13 protein-coding genes and 4 pseudogenes are annotated in these 15975 nt (G+C 50.8%); 11 read left to right on the top strand and 6 right to left on the bottom strand.

The features are described 5' to 3' along the window. The first annotated feature begins 5 nt into the window (after positions 1 to 5). The gene (locus NAL19_RS10540; RefSeq protein WP_225084691.1) at positions 6 to 1298 is read left to right on the top strand and encodes a glycoside hydrolase family 10 protein; all 1293 of its coding nucleotides are present in this window, start codon (positions 6 to 8) and stop codon (positions 1296 to 1298) included. A 63-nt stretch (positions 1299 to 1361) separates the two neighbouring features. Here NAL19_RS10540 and NAL19_RS10535 read toward each other — a convergent pair whose 3' ends face one another. Then, a complete protein-coding gene (locus tag NAL19_RS10535; protein WP_263059630.1) occupies positions 1362 to 1589 on the bottom strand; it encodes a hypothetical protein in 228 nt (75 codons plus the stop codon). A gap of 518 nt (positions 1590 to 2107) precedes the next feature. Between NAL19_RS10535 and NAL19_RS10530 the strand changes: the two genes are divergently transcribed. Both NAL19_RS10530 and NAL19_RS10525 read left to right on the top strand, forming a co-directional pair. Next, complete coding sequence (locus NAL19_RS10530; RefSeq protein ID WP_263059629.1) at positions 2108 to 3493, top strand: diaminobutyrate--2-oxoglutarate transaminase; 1386 nt, start codon at positions 2108 to 2110, stop codon at positions 3491 to 3493. 9 nt (positions 3494 to 3502) lie between these two features. Then, positions 3503 to 4999 carry a pyridoxal phosphate-dependent decarboxylase family protein gene (locus NAL19_RS10525; protein WP_225084690.1) on the top strand — a complete coding sequence of 499 codons (1497 nt, stop codon included), beginning with the start codon at positions 3503 to 3505 and terminating at the stop codon, positions 4997 to 4999. 298 nt (positions 5000 to 5297) lie between these two features. On the opposite strand, the gene pptA is transcribed toward NAL19_RS10525, so the two are convergent. After that, positions 5298 to 5528, bottom strand: a complete 231-nt coding sequence (gene pptA, locus NAL19_RS10520; protein ID WP_225084689.1) for a tautomerase PptA — start codon at positions 5526 to 5528, stop codon at positions 5298 to 5300. Positions 5529 to 5787: 259 nt separating this feature from the next. On the opposite strand from pptA, the pseudogene NAL19_RS10515 reads away from it, so the two are divergent. The 7 genes and pseudogenes from NAL19_RS10515 to NAL19_RS10485 form a co-directional block, all read left to right on the top strand. After that, positions 5788 to 5889 (top strand): annotated as a pseudogene (locus NAL19_RS10515) (MBL fold metallo-hydrolase); the annotation flags it as partial. Between the two features lie 2 nt (positions 5890 to 5891). Continuing rightward, positions 5892 to 6050: pseudogene (locus tag NAL19_RS10510) on the top strand (helix-turn-helix domain-containing protein); the annotation flags it as partial. 91 nt (positions 6051 to 6141) lie between these two features. After that, positions 6142 to 6396: pseudogene (locus tag NAL19_RS10505) on the top strand (glycosyl transferase); the annotation flags it as partial. A 601-nt stretch (positions 6397 to 6997) separates the two neighbouring features. Next, positions 6998 to 7747 (top strand): bifunctional NADP-dependent 3-hydroxy acid dehydrogenase/3-hydroxypropionate dehydrogenase YdfG, encoded by a 750-nt coding sequence (gene ydfG, locus NAL19_RS10500; RefSeq protein WP_263059628.1) that lies wholly within the window; start codon positions 6998 to 7000, stop codon positions 7745 to 7747. A 286-nt stretch (positions 7748 to 8033) separates the two neighbouring features. Further along, positions 8034 to 8384 carry a DUF1283 family protein gene (locus NAL19_RS10495; RefSeq protein ID WP_263059627.1) on the top strand — a complete coding sequence of 117 codons (351 nt, stop codon included), beginning with the start codon at positions 8034 to 8036 and terminating at the stop codon, positions 8382 to 8384. Positions 8385 to 8666: 282 nt separating this feature from the next. Next, positions 8667 to 9284: a hypothetical protein gene (locus NAL19_RS10490; RefSeq protein ID WP_317630316.1), complete on the top strand. Its 618-nt coding sequence runs from the start codon at positions 8667 to 8669 to the stop codon at positions 9282 to 9284. Positions 9285 to 9388: 104 nt separating this feature from the next. Further along, positions 9389 to 9688 (top strand): DUF1161 domain-containing protein, encoded by a 300-nt coding sequence (locus NAL19_RS10485; protein ID WP_263059625.1) that lies wholly within the window; start codon positions 9389 to 9391, stop codon positions 9686 to 9688. A 63-nt stretch (positions 9689 to 9751) separates the two neighbouring features. Here NAL19_RS10485 and NAL19_RS10480 read toward each other — a convergent pair. From NAL19_RS10480 to NAL19_RS10465, 4 genes and pseudogenes are all read right to left on the bottom strand, one after another. Further along, positions 9752 to 11240, bottom strand: a pseudogene (locus tag NAL19_RS10480) (MDR family MFS transporter). A gap of 102 nt (positions 11241 to 11342) precedes the next feature. Continuing rightward, complete coding sequence (gene bioD, locus NAL19_RS10475) at positions 11343 to 12008, bottom strand: dethiobiotin synthase (protein ID WP_263059624.1); 666 nt, start codon at positions 12006 to 12008, stop codon at positions 11343 to 11345. A 133-nt stretch (positions 12009 to 12141) separates the two neighbouring features. Next, positions 12142 to 13359, bottom strand: coding sequence for an ROK family transcriptional regulator (locus tag NAL19_RS10470; RefSeq protein WP_263059623.1), 1218 nt, complete (start codon positions 13357 to 13359; stop codon positions 12142 to 12144). A 181-nt stretch (positions 13360 to 13540) separates the two neighbouring features. Further along, positions 13541 to 14437, bottom strand: coding sequence for a LysR family transcriptional regulator (locus tag NAL19_RS10465; protein ID WP_225084680.1), 897 nt, complete (start codon positions 14435 to 14437; stop codon positions 13541 to 13543). A gap of 114 nt (positions 14438 to 14551) precedes the next feature. On the opposite strand from NAL19_RS10465, the gene NAL19_RS10460 reads away from it, so the two are divergent. Then, positions 14552 to 15820, top strand: a complete 1269-nt coding sequence (locus tag NAL19_RS10460) for an MFS transporter (RefSeq protein WP_263059622.1) — start codon at positions 14552 to 14554, stop codon at positions 15818 to 15820. Positions 15821 to 15975 lie beyond the last annotated feature (155 nt).

Below are 15975 nucleotides of genomic sequence, written 5' to 3'. Positions count from 1 at the left end.
CCAACGTGAAAAAGCCAGTTGTACTGATTGCTGCTGCGCTTCTACTTGTCAGTTGCGCATCTAAACCACCGAGCTCACTTGTTACCCCACTCCCCCCTGTTCAACCGCCGCTTCCGACGACATCTCCGCAGAATCAGGAGCCGATGCGTGGCGTCTGGCTGGCGACCGTCTCCCGTCTTGACTGGCCACCAGTGGCATCCGTTAATGTCAGCAGTTCTGCGGTCCGCATTGCTCAGCAGCAGGACGCGCTGAAAAGTAAACTGGACAAGTTGAAAAGCCTCGGTATCAATACCGTTTTTTTCCAGGTTAAGCCTGATGGTACCGCGCTCTGGCCCTCTAAAATATTGCCTTGGTCAGATATGCTGACTGGCCATATTGGTGAAGACCCTGGCTACGATCCGCTACAGTTCATGCTGGATGAAGCACATAAACGGGGTATGAAAGTTCATGCTTGGTTTAATCCCTATCGCGTTTCCGTCAATACGAAGTCTGCAACCGTGGCGGAGTTAAACCGCACATTATCTCAGAATCCGGCCAGCGTGTTTGTGTTGCATCGTGACTGGATCCGCACGGCGGGCGATCGCTTTGTGCTCGACCCCGGCATTCCAGAAGCACGAAACTGGATCACCAGTATCGTGGCTGAAGTCGTAGCGCGCTACCCGATTGACGGCGTGCAGTTCGATGACTATTTCTATGCCGAATCACCCGGTTCCGCACTGAACGATAGCGCGACCTTTAAAATATATGGGCAAGGATTTGCTTCAAAAGCAGACTGGCGGCGGCATAATACGCAGCAGCTCATTGAGCAGGTTTCCCACACCATTAAGCAGTTGAAACCCAACGTTGAGTTCGGCGTCAGCCCTGCTGGCGTATGGCGCAACCGGTCACACGATGCGGCCGGTTCCGACACGCGAGGCGCTGCCGCCTATGATGAAGCCTATGCCGATACTCGCCTATGGGTGCAGCAAGGGCTGCTGGATTATATCGCCCCGCAGCTATACTGGCCGTTCGCGCGTGACGCAGCTCGCTATGATGTCTTGGCAAAATGGTGGGCAGAGGTAGTGAAACCCACAAACACACGCCTTTATATTGGTGTTGCCCTGTATAAAGTGGGTGAGCCTTCAAAGAATGAGCCTGACTGGACGATAAATGGTGGCGTGCCGGAACTGAAAAAGCAGCTCGATTTGAATGAGTCTGTGCCACAAATTAACGGCACGATTCTGTTCAGAGAGAACTATCTCAATCAGCCACAAACTCAGGATGCGGTTAATTACCTTAAAAGCCGCTGGGGCAGTTAGCGCTATACGAAAATAAGCCCGCATAGAATCTGGTAACAGACTTAGCGGGCTTTCTTTTTACACTTAAATTTCAAAAACCTTACCGCCTACTGGCACGCCTTGCCCACTCTTATAATTTCCACGAACTACGTCTTCGGGGCTAAGATTATTAAATTGTGCATAGTTCGCCACTGCATCCTGCGTAAAACGCCCAGATTCGTCGTGGCTGACATGCGCGCTGCTCTGCTTACGGTAGTACGTGATAGTAATGGTTTTGGGATTACTCATCTGTTGAGTCATATAAATAGCCATTTTTCCTCCGTCATCCGTCTCTGATTGTGAATGTCGATAAACGCCGTACGCAGGAACAACTCGGTCTGCTGTGGCATGCTCGATAATAAAATGCGATATCGGCAGTCACCAGCGATGGAACGGCATATGGCTTTTTACCTGTGCCGAAAAAAATCATTCAAAATTTTGATAAATAAACAATTTGTTTGATTTTTATGAATGAAAGTGAGCTTGGCATAGGGTATTTAACAGGCGTTTTTCATGTAGTCATCCGTCTTTTTGTTCAATATTCCTCCCAATGTCAGGAAAGATTTTTTGCTTATTTAATAAGCATGTAAGATAGCCATGACATCATAATTCGCAATTAAACATTCAAGGTATTGATTTTTATGTGAAAAAATAAAAGTTTCGAAACGAAATAAATCATTGAGTCAGTGACTGAAAAACCCTATATTGGCCGCGTTTTTCTTATAGCAGTTACATGTTTAATTCATTTATTCAACTGTGGTTGCCTGCGAGCACACGGTTGTAGGAGAGATATGATGACGGATAAAGTCCGTATTGACAGTTTAGGTGCGAATTCATTAACCGGAAACAATGAAACCTATTTGGCAAGACAAGCTGAATTTGAATCGAACGTGAGGAGTTATCCACGCAAATTGCCTCTGGCAATTGCGAAAGCTGAAGGTGTGTGGATCACCGATGTTGAAAACAATCAATATCTTGATTGTCTGGCCGGTGCGGGTACGCTCGCGCTTGGACATAACCATCCTGACGTGCTGCAAAGCATCCAAAGTGTCATTACTAGCGGCTTGCCGTTACATACACTGGATCTGACAACGCCGTTGAAAGATCAGTTCTCCGAATACCTGCTTTCCTTACTGCCTGGTCAAGGCAAAGAGTACTGCCTTCAGTTTACCGGCCCTTCTGGCGCCGATGCGGTTGAAGCCGCGCTGAAACTGGCAAAAAAATACACCGGTCGTTCTGGTGTGATCAGCTTCTCCGGCGGCTACCACGGCATGACGCATGGCGCGCTGTCCGTAACGGGTAACCTGTCTCCGAAAGAAGCCGTCGACGGCATGATACCTGAAGTTCAGTTTATGCCTTATCCGCATCAGTACCGTTGCCCGCTGGGCATAGGCGGTGACGCTGGCGTGAAAGCATTAACCTACTATTTCGAAAACCTGATCAACGACGTTGAGAGTGGCGTACGCAAACCGGCGGCGGTCATTCTGGAAGCCGTTCAGGGTGAAGGCGGCGTTAACCCGGCTCCTGCCGAGTGGTTGCAACGCATCCGTAAAGTGACGCAGGAACACGGTATTCTGCTGATTATCGACGAAGTTCAGGCCGGTTTTGCACGTACTGGTAAATTCTTCGCCTTTGAACACGCCGGCATTGAGCCAGACATCATCGTGATGTCCAAAGCCGTTGGTGGCGGTCTGCCATTAGCCGTATTGGGTATCAAAAAGCAGTTCGATGCCTGGGCGCCAGGTCACCACACGGGGACTTTCCGCGGTAACCAACTCGCGATGGCGACTGGCCTGACGACGCTGAAGCATCTGAAAGATAATCAGGTGGCAAACAAAGTCGCTGAACAAGGTGAATGGCTGAAAGCGAAACTGGCTGAGCTGCAAAAACGCTATCCGGTGATCGGTCACATTCGTGGTCTGGGATTAATGATCGGGATTGAGATTGTTAAACCTGGCGAAGCGCAGGATCACATGGGTTGCTACCCAGCTGACGGCGAGTTGTCTGCGCTGTTGCAGAAAAAATGCTTTGAATCAGGCCTGATTCTGGAGCGCGGTGGCCGTAACGGTTGCGTTCTGCGTCTGCTGCCTTCTCTGCTGATCAGCAATGCTGAATTGGAAATCTTCCTGGATAAATTTGAAAACGCCCTGCTGTCTGCTGGCGTGAAGCCAGTCTGAGTGGAGCGAATGACCACGATGTCCCAATTAGTAGAAACAGCCATTAACCCGATTCTGGCCTCTTCTGCGCAGAGTATCGAAGCCTATCAGGAAGCGATTACGCAGAGTAGTCAGGCCGTCATGCAGTGGCTGCAACAGCCTGAGATGTATCAGGGAAAAACCGTTGCCGAACTGCGTGAACGCATCACGCTGGATTTTAATCCTCAGGGCCTGGGTAACCAGGCCGCTATCGAGCGTGCGATTGAGTACTTTTTGAAAGACAGTCTGTCGGTACATCACCCACAGTGCGTCGCCCACCTGCACTGCCCGAGTCTGGTGGTCAGTCAGGCGGCGGAAGTCTTGATTAACGCCACCAACCAGAGCATGGACTCCTGGGATCAAAGCCCGTCAGCGACCATCATCGAGATGAAGCTGATTGAATGGCTGCGTACTCAGGTTGGCTATCAGTCTGGCGACGCGGGCGTGTTCACCAGCGGCGGCACCCAGAGTAACCTGATGGGGTTGATGTTGGCGCGTGATGCCTTCTTTGCCCGTCAGGGACATTCGATCCAGCAAGATGGATTGGTGGGTAACCTGAAGAAAATTAAAGTGTTTTGTTCTGAAAACGCCCACTTCTCGGTGCAAAAGAACATGGCTTTACTGGGGCTGGGTTATCAATGCGTTACGCTGGTGAAAACCGACCGCTTCGCGCGGATGGATCTGAACGATTTAGCGGAAAAAGTGGCGCAGGCCAAAGCTAACGGCGAGCAGATTCTGGCGATTGTCGCGACAGCGGGTACCACGGATGCGGGGGCGATCGATCCTCTGCGGGCGATTGCAACGCTGGCGGCAGAACACCAGATTTGGGTACACGTTGATGCAGCCTGGGGCGGCGCCCTGCTGCTGTCCGAGAAGTATCGCGATTATCTGGACGGTATTGAACTGGTGGATTCCATTACGTTGGATTTCCACAAGCAATTCTTCCAGACCATCAGCTGTGGTGCATTCTTGCTGAAAGAAGCCCGCCACTATGAACTGATGCGCTATCAGGCGGCTTACCTGAACTCTGAGTTCGATGAAGCGCAGGGCGTTCCGAATCTGGTGTCTAAGTCATTGCAGACGACGCGTCGTTTTGACGCGCTGAAACTGTGGATGGGTCTGGAAGCGTTAGGTCAACAGCAGTACGCGGCGATCATCGATCACGGCGTCACGCTGGCGCAGCAGGTTGCACAGTATGTGGCTGAACACGCTTCGCTGGAGTTGGTGATGCAGCCACAGCTGGCAAGCGTACTGTTCCGTTATCGTCCGCAGCAACTGGCGACAGCAGATGATGCGACTATTGCACTGCTTAACCAACGCATTGGCGATGCTCTGCTGGAATCAGGCCGCGCCAACGTGGGTGTCACCGAATTTAATGGTGTGACCTGCCTGAAACTGACGTTATTGAACCCAACCGTTAGCCTGGACGATGTCAAAGTCCTGCTGGCACTGGTTGAAAGCACGGCTCAGCCGTTGTTGAACGCGTAACGCTGCTGCTACGTCAGTATTGCCTGAAGACAAGCCGATAACCTCAATGGTTATCGGCTTTTTACTCTCCTTTCATATTGGGAAACTTCAGACATTATTCGCATCCTTTTCTGGCTTGTAACGCTATCGAATACATGAATAGACGTTCTTGGATAGCCCGCGCAGATAAGCACAGGCACCTGAATTTATTGTTATGTTATAACAATAAATTCAGGTGCCCGTATTTGCAAGGATTTACCGTGAATAGCTTTTTTAGCCCTACGGGGGAAACCCGCAGGGATGGGAGTAAAACAAAGACTTAGTACGAATATCCCGGTTTTTTCGCCAACGTATCCAGCTGCGGCTTGATGATCGGATCGTAAACCTCATCCTTCCAGAGATCGGGCTGAATTTCGTTGAACGCGACAGAAAGCGAATCGTCAGAAGAACCGAAGTGCTTCTTCAGAACCGCAGCAAGATCTTCAGCAATGACTTTCTTCTCTTCTTCAGACAGGTTTCTTGGAAAGTGTTTGACATCAATATGGGGCATGAAATTGTCCTTTTCAGTGATGAAACAGCACGTTGGTTAATATAGCCAGTTGGTTAAGATAGCTAGTGTGCATGAAGACAGCAATAGATAACCCGCCCGATGATAAGCAACTTGATGATAAACATCCTGCCTGAGATAAATTGGCCTAAACTCATCGAAGTGTGTCATTCAGGCCACTGTTAGCGTTCTGTCAGATTCTTATACTGCTGCTGTTTGGTGCATAATGGCACCGCCAGTTAACCTGATAGGAAGCGATAAGATGAAAATAACGCAGATTCGCAATGTGACACTGCAATTGGAATTTGGTGGAAAAACGTTTTTGATTGATCCTATGTTGGCAGCGAAAGCGACTTATCCTGGATCCAGGTATTGCTGGAATCGACCTCCCACTCCATCGAAGCGATTGCGGATAGCGTCGGGTTTCAGTCAGCGGTAACCTTTCGCCAGCAATTCAAACAGCGTTTTAGCGTGAGCCCGACCGACTGGCGTAAAACGTTTCAGGATAAAAGCAGCGTCCGCTAATCCCATCGCGAACAGGAAAGTAGCCAGATCATTATGCTATTGGCGAATATACGGATCTGGATAAAAAACAGTATATCGAGAAATACGCGACTTCCGTCAAAACGCCCTTGATATGATCGATGCTTTCGAGCATGACGCTCGTATGAACGGCCTGAGCTTTGATCGGCATAAAGAAGAGTCGGCAGTCGAATTATTCTCTGATGTGATCACTTTTTACGGTCATGCTTATAGCGATAGCCCTGGTGATAAACCCTTTGTACCGAGTTGGAACCGTGTGCAGTCTGCGTTTCCCGATATTCTTGAACGCCTGTACGCTGCCGTAGAAGCTGACAATCAGGAAAGGTGATGCTTTCCTCGCTACCTCATAGGGCAAGTGCATCAGGGTGCATCATTTCATGCGTCATGGTGGAACCTTCACATAAGTAATTCATATTGCTTGGTTTAATTACCCGATGAATAAATAAATTTTTTTTATCTTTTATCGGTACACAAAAAAGCTGAAATATCCCGCCACACAGGAAAACGTGTCGTAAGAAAATAGTATTTTACTTAACGTTATCGCGTTGATGGGCAGGTATGTCGCGGGTGAGAAAATCAACTTTAGCGGCGTGGATGCTGCACTCGCATCCATGAACGATTCGGCATTTATTACCTACAGCAAAAAGAGTTAGGGACACAGCAGGAAATGCAGTGGGTTGCGGATACCATGCGCGAATTCCGTAGCAAGAACTGGATTTAACCCCGCGTCATACCTGCCTTATCGCCTGCGGTAGCGCGGCATTCGCCCCTCGTTCTGAGGGGCGATTTTTCCTGAGCCACATCGTTGAAACCCGAGTAACGCTTGACCCACGAGAAATTGCGCGGCTAAATGATTCGCATGCCTTTCGTTATTTATAGTGATATCAGGCACAAGCAGAATATGAAAACGGTCAGGGAGAAATAAAAGTATGATTATTTTTGTTACCGGTGCAACGGCTGGGTTTGGTGAGTCAATTACACGTAAATTTATTAGCACAGGTCATAAAGTGATCGCAACGGGTCGCCGTCAAGAACGTCTGGACGCGCTGAAGGCAGAATTAGGTGATGCGCTGTATACGTTAAAATTGGACGTGCGCGATCGTCAGGCGATTGAAAAGGCGGTTGCCACCCTGCCAGCCGAATGGCGGACTATTGATGTGCTGGTGAACAACGCCGGACTCGCGCTGGGTCTGGAACCTGCACATAAAGCCTCGGTAGATGATTGGGAAAATATGATCGATACCAACAATAAAGGTCTGGTGTTTATGACACGTGCGCTGCTGCCTGCCATGGTGGAACGTAATATCGGGCATGTCATCAACATCGGTTCTACTGCGGGCAACTGGCCATACGCAGGCGGTAACGTGTACGGCGCCAGCAAGGCATTTGTGCAGCAGTTCAGCCTGGGTCTGCGTGCCGACCTGTCTGGCACCCGAATTCGCGTCACGAATATTGAACCGGGTCTGGTCGGTGGAACCGAGTTCTCGGCCGTGCGCTTCAAAGGCAACGATGAGAAAGTCAGCAAAACCTATGACAACACAACACCGCTGACGGCCGAAGATGTATCCGAAGCCGTTTTCTGGGTGGCCACCTTGCCAGCACACGTCAATATCAACACACTGGAAATGATGCCGGTCAGCCAGTCTTTTGCCGGTTTAAGCGTACACCGCGAAGGCTGATAGCCACCACGGCGAAAAAAATCGGGGCATGAACGTCGGTTTCATGCCCTTTTCTATTGGCGCGATAATCCTTGTCGCGCGGCGCGGCACGGTTGATGCAGCACGGTTATAGTGCCGTTGAAGCGAAGGATGTATACTTCTGTTATAGGCAACCTTTCGTTTTGCACGACGCGCGAAGGTTACAGGGAACGGCGGTCGCCTTTTGTTGTCTACCGCTTGCCGTGCGCATGTTATCGTTCTGCAGCATCGGCGTTTGTTTTTATCATTCGTTCTGTCAAGGTGAAACATGAACCACTACTCTTTTTCTTCTTTGATTCGGGCTTTCATCCCGCTTTCTCTGGTTATCGTTTCCGCTGCCTGGCAGCCTGCCGCACTGGCAGATACGCGCCATATCATTGTCGATTCCGGCGACAGCACGCTGTCGAAAGAAGCGGCGCGTCAAAGCAAAGAGCAATGGGAATCAACCCGCTCACTGCGCAATAAAGTGAATAACCGCGTAGAGAAAGAATTCGATAAAACGGAAAAAGCCATTGATGGGCGTGAAAAATGCAACGCCAGCTACAACGTCAATGCTTACTGGGAAAACACGACCGAACGCTGTCTCGATCGCCGTACTGGCCGCCCGGTTGCCCCTTGATTCCTCACCCACGCCTTCCGGCGTGGGTTTCCCCCTTTTCTTCGTATTACGGCACATCCCCCCGATCATCAAAAGATGACATTCCCTTTCAATTCAACGATTATCGCTTTATCACATGGCAACATTGGCTTTTATACCCTAAATAATTCGAGTTGCAGGAAGGCGGCAAGGGAAGGAATCCCGATGAGCTTACACTGGTAAGTGATTCGGGTGAGTAAGGGCGGCCAACGCACAAGCAGCTTGAAGTATGACGGATATATCCAGAAAATGGAGTGCATCAGGATGAATATGGATTCAGCTCGATTATTTTCACGCGCTTTTCACCTCAAACTATGGGGCGTGCTCATCATGTGCCTACTAGTCAGCTCGTGTGCAAACTCGTACCCAGAGACGGACAACATCACGGCTATCACCAATAACAACGGAACGATTGTTGCTGAGTCCGATACCTACGTTTATAAATTCTCCGACGCAAGAGCACAAAAAGAGTATCAGGACTATTACGCGTTTTATCGTGATTACAAAGACATCATCCTTGGTGTGAGGGTCGATTTTTCTCTCCGTAATGGCCAGGTTTACGCGAAGTATAAAAACGTGATTGATACTCGCCGATTGACCAAAGAGCAGAAAGTCGATTTGCGCGAACTCTTCTCGGCGAACATTCCCACGACAATGGGAAAAGGTGAAGTCACCTTTAGCGCGAGTGGCACATTCAGTCAGAAAGAAGGTTCACTGGTCAGCCCGACAACGACGGGCCGCCTGCCACAGCCCATTCCAGTGGTGATCAATAGCAGCGATAATTCCGGTAAAGAGGTGTTACTTGCCCCTCTCATGATTCCGGCCGTTGTCCTTTTTCCCCTATTCATGATGTATGGCTGCGCCACCGGCCCCTGCGTTTAACGTTCTTCAGGCCATCATTGATGGCCTGATTTCGCTGCTTTTTCGCGTTATTTTCATCGTTTGATATACTCAAAGAGACTTTTTTCAGAGAAAAGGATCAAAAGATGAAAAAAACCGTCATTTTTGGTGCCGCGTTATTCCTGGTTGCTCCGTTGGCTGCACAGGCATCTTGCGAAAGCGTGAAAGCGGATATTGCTCAGAAAATCATCGCCAATGGCGTGCCAGAATCTGGTTTTACGCTGGATATTGTCCCGAACGATCAGGTGAATCAGGCCGGTGGTCTGGTGGTTGGTCACTGTGAGAATGATTCGCACAAGATTGTTTACAGCCGTCATGCCGAGGGCTACGCCAATACTGAAAGTGCGCCTGCGCCAGCAGAAGGCCAGCCGACAACCACACCGTAGCCCTTCCTCTGGATGTTCAATATAGATGTTAAAAAGGCGCTTTTTGCGCCTTTTCTTTCGTCGTTATTTCTGTCTGGTTTCGGCCTGCTCTGGCCGCTGGCTTGCCGGAATCATTCTGGCGGAAAGTAGCGTGATGGCGGCAATCAGTGCGGAAACGATAAATACGCCGTGGATTGATGAAGCGACTTGCGATGCCAGCGTATCGAGCTGGTTTACGCTTAACAGGATGCGCCTGGCCGGATCCATGAGCGTCTGGAGTGGATCGCTCACGTCCGGCAATCGCCAGTGCAGATTGATGTTCAGCGTGGCACCAAGGATTGCCGTGCCCAACGCGGAACCCAGCATGCGGGTAAACATGGCGGAGGCCGTCGCAATGCCGCGGATGGAGTAGTCCACCGAGTTTTGTATCGACACCAGAAACGTTGTGCTACTTAGCCCCATTCCCGAACCGATCAAAAATGCCGCAAGCCGCGCCCACATGAGATTACTGTCTGGCTGAACGGTTAACAGCGTCAGGCTACCGATAATCAGCACAACGCCGCCGAGCATTGCCGTAAAGCGGTAAGATGTCCACAGCATTAAGCGTCCGCTCAGCGTACTGGCCAGCGGCCAGCCAATCGACATCATCGCCAATATACTGCCCGCTTCCAGCGGCGTTTTGCCCATCACGCCCTGAATAAACGTCGGTAAAAAGGCGCTCACGCCCATCATGGCGGCTCCGACCACTAATCCCCCCTAGATTACCGGCAATAATGACCCGATTGCGCCAGAGCGCTAGCGGGAACAGCGGCTCTGCTGTGCGCTTTTCCTGTCGAACCAGCAGAATGCAGCCCACGGCAGAGATCGCAAGCAGCGGGATCACCCAGTAACCAAACACCTCAGCCTGTAGCAGCGCCATCAGCAGGCTGGCGACGGACACCACCAGATAGAACGCGCCCATCCAGTCCAACTGATGTTGGCGCACGGCATTGATCGTCGGCAGGTAACGAGCCAGCAGGAAGATGGAAAATAGCCCAATCGGTACATTGACCCAGAAAACCAGCGCCCAGTTGAAGTGTTGGACGATAAACGCCCCCAGCAGCGGGCCGATAATCGCGGAAACACCCCACACGCTGGACAGATAACCCTGTATTTTCGGGCGTTCGGTCGAGCTGTAGACATCGGCAACAATAGTGAACGCAATCGGGGTTATCGCACCGGCCCCCAGTCCTTGCAAGGTACGGAAGACAATCAACCAGCCCATTTGCGTCGAAAATCCGCACAAAACCGACCCCAGCAGGAATACCAGCATACCGAAAAAGAAAATCTTTTTGCGGCCATAGAGATCGGCCAGGCGGCCATAAATCGGGATACTGATCGACTGCGTCAGCAAATAACCCGCAAAGACCCATCCTAACAGGGAAAACCCGCCTAAATCCGCGATGATGGTAGGCAGCGCCGTGGCGACAATCGTCACCTCAATCGCCGCCGTAAACATGGCCAGCATACAGGCAATCAAAATCCAATGGCGATGTGGGACAGGTGTTTGCTGCTGGTTATTCTCTGTTTTCATTATATTTTCAGGATAAGAAGAAAAACTGTCAGTGAGTATAACAGGTGGCGTGACGGAGAAAATGTATTCCCGCAGAGAAGCGGGAATTGAAGACGACAGGAATTAGTCGCTGATGGCAGAAAGATCGATATAAGGCGAGAGATCCCGCTGTTCGGCACGGGGTAAGTAAGGTAATTCGCCCAGCTGTGGTGCCGGAATTTTTTTCCGCAGGACATGAAGGATTTCAGCGTAATTCGCCAGTCCGGGATTAATACGGTTAGCGACCCAGCCGACCAGCGGTAAACCATCGTTAATGATCGCCTGCGCCGTCAGCAGTGCATGGCTGATACAGCCCAGCTTAATACCGACAACCAACACAACGGGCAGTTGTTCCTGTACTACCCACTCGGAATAGGGACGTAGATCGTTCATGACCGTCCGCCATCCGCCCGTGCCCTCAACCACCACGACATCGACCGCCTCGCCCATGTGGCGCAGACCCTGCGTCATCATGCAGTAATCAATCGTTCCTTCACTGGCGCTGATTTCATCCTCTCGCAGTGCGATGGGGTTCACCATGTTATAGGGCAATTCCAGCGTGGAGGCCGCCTGTAGCAGCAGTGCATCTTTATTTCTCAGGCCCGCTTCCGTCTCTTCGCACCCTTTCGCTATCGGTTTATAGCCCGCGACCGATTTGCCTGCCAGCGCCAGTTTTTGCAGTAGCGCCTTGGATACCACCGTTTTGCCAACGGCGGTATCAGTACCAGTGACAAAAATACGTTTCAACATGGGATAACTCCAGACCACCTGAATACCAAAAAACAAGCACAGCTAAAATGCTTTCCAAGCGTGAAAGTCTAGGCTATGCCTCATTCGGGCGGTTTGCGTTAGCGCAATGTTTTGTTGGTCTACGCCTTTATGGTTACCCCTGTAGCAGTTTAACCAGCAGCGATCCGTTATAGAGCGCGTCTTTTACCAGTGCAGCACCGGGCATCGTACCCTGATTGTAGAACTGGGTCGCTTCCACCTGGATGTTGTGGCTATAGGGAGGGAATGACTGCTGTTGAATACAGCCTAAAATGGCAGGGTGCAAAATGCTGGCCGCTTTATTCAGGGGGGAACCCACCAGAATTTTATCGGGGTTGAAGAGATTCACCATGATGGCGACGATTCGGCCTACGTTATTCCCGACATCGTTAATGATATCTTTGGCTAACTGATCGCCCCTGAGCGCGGCGTCACACAGGTTCTCAACGCTAAGCGGCGCCCCATGTAGAAGTGAACTCATTGACGTATTCATACGCTGCTGCGCGAGTTCCAGCATATTCTCCGTACTGGCGACCGTTTCCAGACAGCCATGGTTGCCGCAATAACAACGCTTGCCATAAGGATCGACCTGCGTGTGTCCGATTTCAACCAGATTTCGGCTTCCTGCGTGCAGGATGCGTCCGCCGGTAATCACACCCGCGCCAACGTTATGGTCGATCACCACCTGAATCACATTTTGGCAATCGCGCGCCGCGCCGTATAACGCTTCGGCCATCGTCCAGGCGCAGATATCGTGCTGCAAATACACCGGTAGCCCCGTACGCTGTTCCAGCGCCGGGCCAATCGCCATTTCCTCAACGTCATAGAACGGCATCCGATGAATAACGCCTTTAGTGGCGCCAATCATGCCCGGCGCGGTAATCGCGATTGCAGTTAATCGCTCCAGCCGTTTCTGGTGACGAATAAAGAACTGGTCGATTTCATTCAGAATACGGTCAAGCAGCGGCTGCGGCGCCTCTGCGGGAAGCAGGATATCCTCTTCCACAACCAGCTTGCTGCTGAGATCGCGCAGCGCCAATGAAATGCTATTGTGGCTGATGCGGGCGGAAAGATAGTGCCAGGCTTCGGTATCCAGAATCAGGCCGATCGCAGGGCGCCCTCTGCTGCCTACATCCTGGTATTCGGTTTCCTGCACCAGATGAGCTTCCAGTAGTTCACGGACAATTTTGGTAATACTGGCGGGGGCGAGCTGAGCGCGTTTTGACAGTTCGATACGTGATATCGGGCCGTACTTATCGATCAGCCGATACACCGCTCCGGCATTCACTTGTTTGATTTGATCGATGTGTCCTGGTTGACCGTCGGCAATCACAAACCTGGCTCCTACGCATTCGTATTATATCTGGCACTGCTGTTGAAAAATTTATCTTTATTATTGCGGCATAACTATTTTTCACGCTGCAAAATAAAAAAACTGCGGGTATGGTGGGGCTTTTCACTAAACTCGTCAAATATTTGATTCGTTATGTGATTTAGCGCGCATATTTTAACGATTATCCACCCAGCATCAGCGACATTAGCATTTTAGCCGCCGCACTTTGCGGATGATGTCGCGCGGTGACCAGCCAGACTTCCGTTGTGGCGTCCTCTTCTTCCAGCAGCAAATATTTCACGCCATCGACCCGAATACGCAAAAATGACGCCGGTAAAATGGACACGCCCAACCCCGCCGACACCAGCCCGACGATGGTCATCGCCTCACCCACTTCTTGCGTAATGTAGGGGCTGATGCCATAGCGTTTCAGCAGTGTCAGTGTATCGTCATACAGCGCGGTGCCAACCGCACGGGAGAAGAAAACGAACGGTTCATTCGCCAGTTGTGTGATGTTGATTGCTCGCCCTGCGTCCTGCTGCGCTAAGGGATGGGACTCCTGTACGACGGCAATCAGCGGCTCACGTAATAGCAACTGGTGATCCAGTGCCTCCGGCAACGGGTTATTGCGCATAATGCCGATATCAAGCTTACCGTTCAGCAGTGGTTCAATTTGCTGTTTGGTGTTGAGCTCCATCATCTGAATATGCACTTCCGGGTAGGTTTGACGAAAACGCAGCAGGCTACTGGAGATCTTTTTGATAAACGGCGCAGATGACGTAAAGCCGATCGTTAATTCCCCAATTTCGCCACGTTGAATACGAGAAGCTCGCTCCGCCGCCTGATCGACCTGGCTGATAATTGACCAGGCTTCTTTCAGGAACATCTCGCCCGCAGGAGTGAGCTGGACATTACGGTTGTTGCGCGCCAGCAGTTTCGCCCCCACCTGCTCTTCCAGTATTTGAATTTGTTGGCTCAGCGGCGGCTGTGAAATGCGTAATCTTTCTGCGGCTCGGCCAAAATGCAACTCTTCGGCGACCGCAATAAAATAACGAAGGTGGCGGAGTTCAATATTCATATTTTAAACATATCAATCATGATTATTAATATATTATACAAAATAATATCACTCTTCTATGATCGTCCTACAGTTGTTTTACGCCTGATTTGCCTTTTCTGGTAAGGAATTATTGTGAGTAACCTGCCATCCTCTGCACCAAACGACTGGCCTCTTTCTGCGGCCGACGATGCAGATGATATTGCCCTGAAAGTGTCGGGCAAAACCCCTTATATTGCTCGTGGTACACCACAATTTATCCGTGTCACGCTGGCGCTGTTTTCTGCCGGATTAGCGACGTTTGCCCTGCTGTATTGTGTTCAGCCACTGCTGCCGGTACTGTCTCAGGATTTCGGTATCTCGCCGGCTACCAGTAGTTTGTCGCTTTCCGTATCAACCGTGATGCTGGCGTTTGGTCTACTGTTCACCGGCCCGCTCTCCGACACCATCGGTCGTAAGAATGTCATGGTCGTGTCCTTAATGCTGGCTGCGCTCTGTACCGTAATCTGCGCATTTATGACCAGTTGGAATGGCATATTGATCATGCGGGCGATGATTGGCTTGTCGCTAAGCGGTGTCGCAGCGGTCGCCATGAGTTACCTGAGTGAAGAAATTCATCCAAGCGTGCTGGCGTTCTCGATGGGGTTATATATCAGCGGTAACTCGATTGGTGGCATGAGTGGCCGCTTGGTCAGTGGCGTCTTGACGGACTACTTCCCGTGGCGGGTTGCCATCGGCACGATCGGCGTACTGGCGCTCATTGCGGCGATAACCTTCTGGCGTATTCTGCCCGAATCACGCCATTTCCGCCCCGGATCGTTACGGCCGAAAACGCTGTTGCTGAATAGCAAACTGCACTGGCGTGATGCGGGTTTGCCACTGCTGTTCCTTCAGGGATTTTTACTGATGGGGGCGTTCGTTACCCTGTTTAATTACATTGGGTATCGGCTGTTAGCCCCACCGTATTTACTCAGTCAGGCGGTAGTGGGCTTACTTTCCGTGGTTTATCTCACCGGAAGTTACAGCTCGCCAAAAGCCGGAGCATTAACGGCTCGCTACGGACGCGGCCCCGTACTCAGCATTTCTATCCTCCTGATGCTGACAGGACTGGGGATAACGGCGCTGACACCGGTATTCGCTATCTTTGGCGGGATGATGCTCTTTACCGCTGGCTTTTTCGCGGCGCACTCGGTAGCCAGCAGTTGGATTGGTCAACGGGCACGGCGTGCGAAGGGTCAGGCATCGTCAATGTATCTCTTCTCTTATTATCTGGGGTCAAGCCTGGCTGGCACGCTGGGGGGATTCTTCTGGCATTCATTTGGGTGGACGGGTATCACCGTCTTTTTGAGCGCACTCTTACTGCTCGCGCTGGGAGTAAGTCTGATACTTAAAAAACGTCTTTAAACCCCTTTCTTACCGGAGTTTACCTGCATTCAGGTAAACTCCGTGCTGCTCCTGCCCACTTCACTTGTCTTTCCCCCACCAGCCCTGTTAAAACCGATGATATTCATGATTGCTGAAGTGTGTGTTTATGAGTATAACTATAAGTATGTTGTAAC

Origin of the sequence: Pectobacterium sp. F1-1 (genome assembly GCF_025643735.1) — a bacterium.
Lineage (GTDB): Bacteria > Pseudomonadota > Gammaproteobacteria > Enterobacterales > Enterobacteriaceae > Pectobacterium > Pectobacterium colocasium.
The sequence above is the reverse complement of the archived record's forward strand: the minus strand, read 5'-3'. Positions and strand labels throughout refer to the sequence as shown.

Excerpts from the sequence above, each read along its gene's own strand:
- NAL19_RS10535 (WP_263059630.1), bottom strand. The coding sequence starts at position 1,589 with ATGGCTATTTATATGACTCAACAGATGAGTAATCCCAAAACCATTACT.
- NAL19_RS10530 (WP_263059629.1), top strand. The coding sequence starts at position 2,108 with ATGATGACGGATAAAGTCCGTATTGACAGTTTAGGTGCGAATTCATTA.
- NAL19_RS10525 (WP_225084690.1), top strand. The coding sequence starts at position 3,503 with ATGACCACGATGTCCCAATTAGTAGAAACAGCCATTAACCCGATTCTG.
- pptA (WP_225084689.1), bottom strand. The coding sequence starts at position 5,528 with ATGCCCCATATTGATGTCAAACACTTTCCAAGAAACCTGTCTGAAGAA.
- ydfG (WP_263059628.1), top strand. The coding sequence starts at position 6,998 with ATGATTATTTTTGTTACCGGTGCAACGGCTGGGTTTGGTGAGTCAATT.
- NAL19_RS10495 (WP_263059627.1), top strand. The coding sequence starts at position 8,034 with ATGAACCACTACTCTTTTTCTTCTTTGATTCGGGCTTTCATCCCGCTT.
- NAL19_RS10490 (WP_317630316.1), top strand. The coding sequence starts at position 8,667 with ATGAATATGGATTCAGCTCGATTATTTTCACGCGCTTTTCACCTCAAA.
- NAL19_RS10485 (WP_263059625.1), top strand. The coding sequence starts at position 9,389 with ATGAAAAAAACCGTCATTTTTGGTGCCGCGTTATTCCTGGTTGCTCCG.
- bioD (WP_263059624.1), bottom strand. The coding sequence starts at position 12,008 with ATGTTGAAACGTATTTTTGTCACTGGTACTGATACCGCCGTTGGCAAA.
- NAL19_RS10465 (WP_225084680.1), bottom strand. The coding sequence starts at position 14,437 with ATGAATATTGAACTCCGCCACCTTCGTTATTTTATTGCGGTCGCCGAA.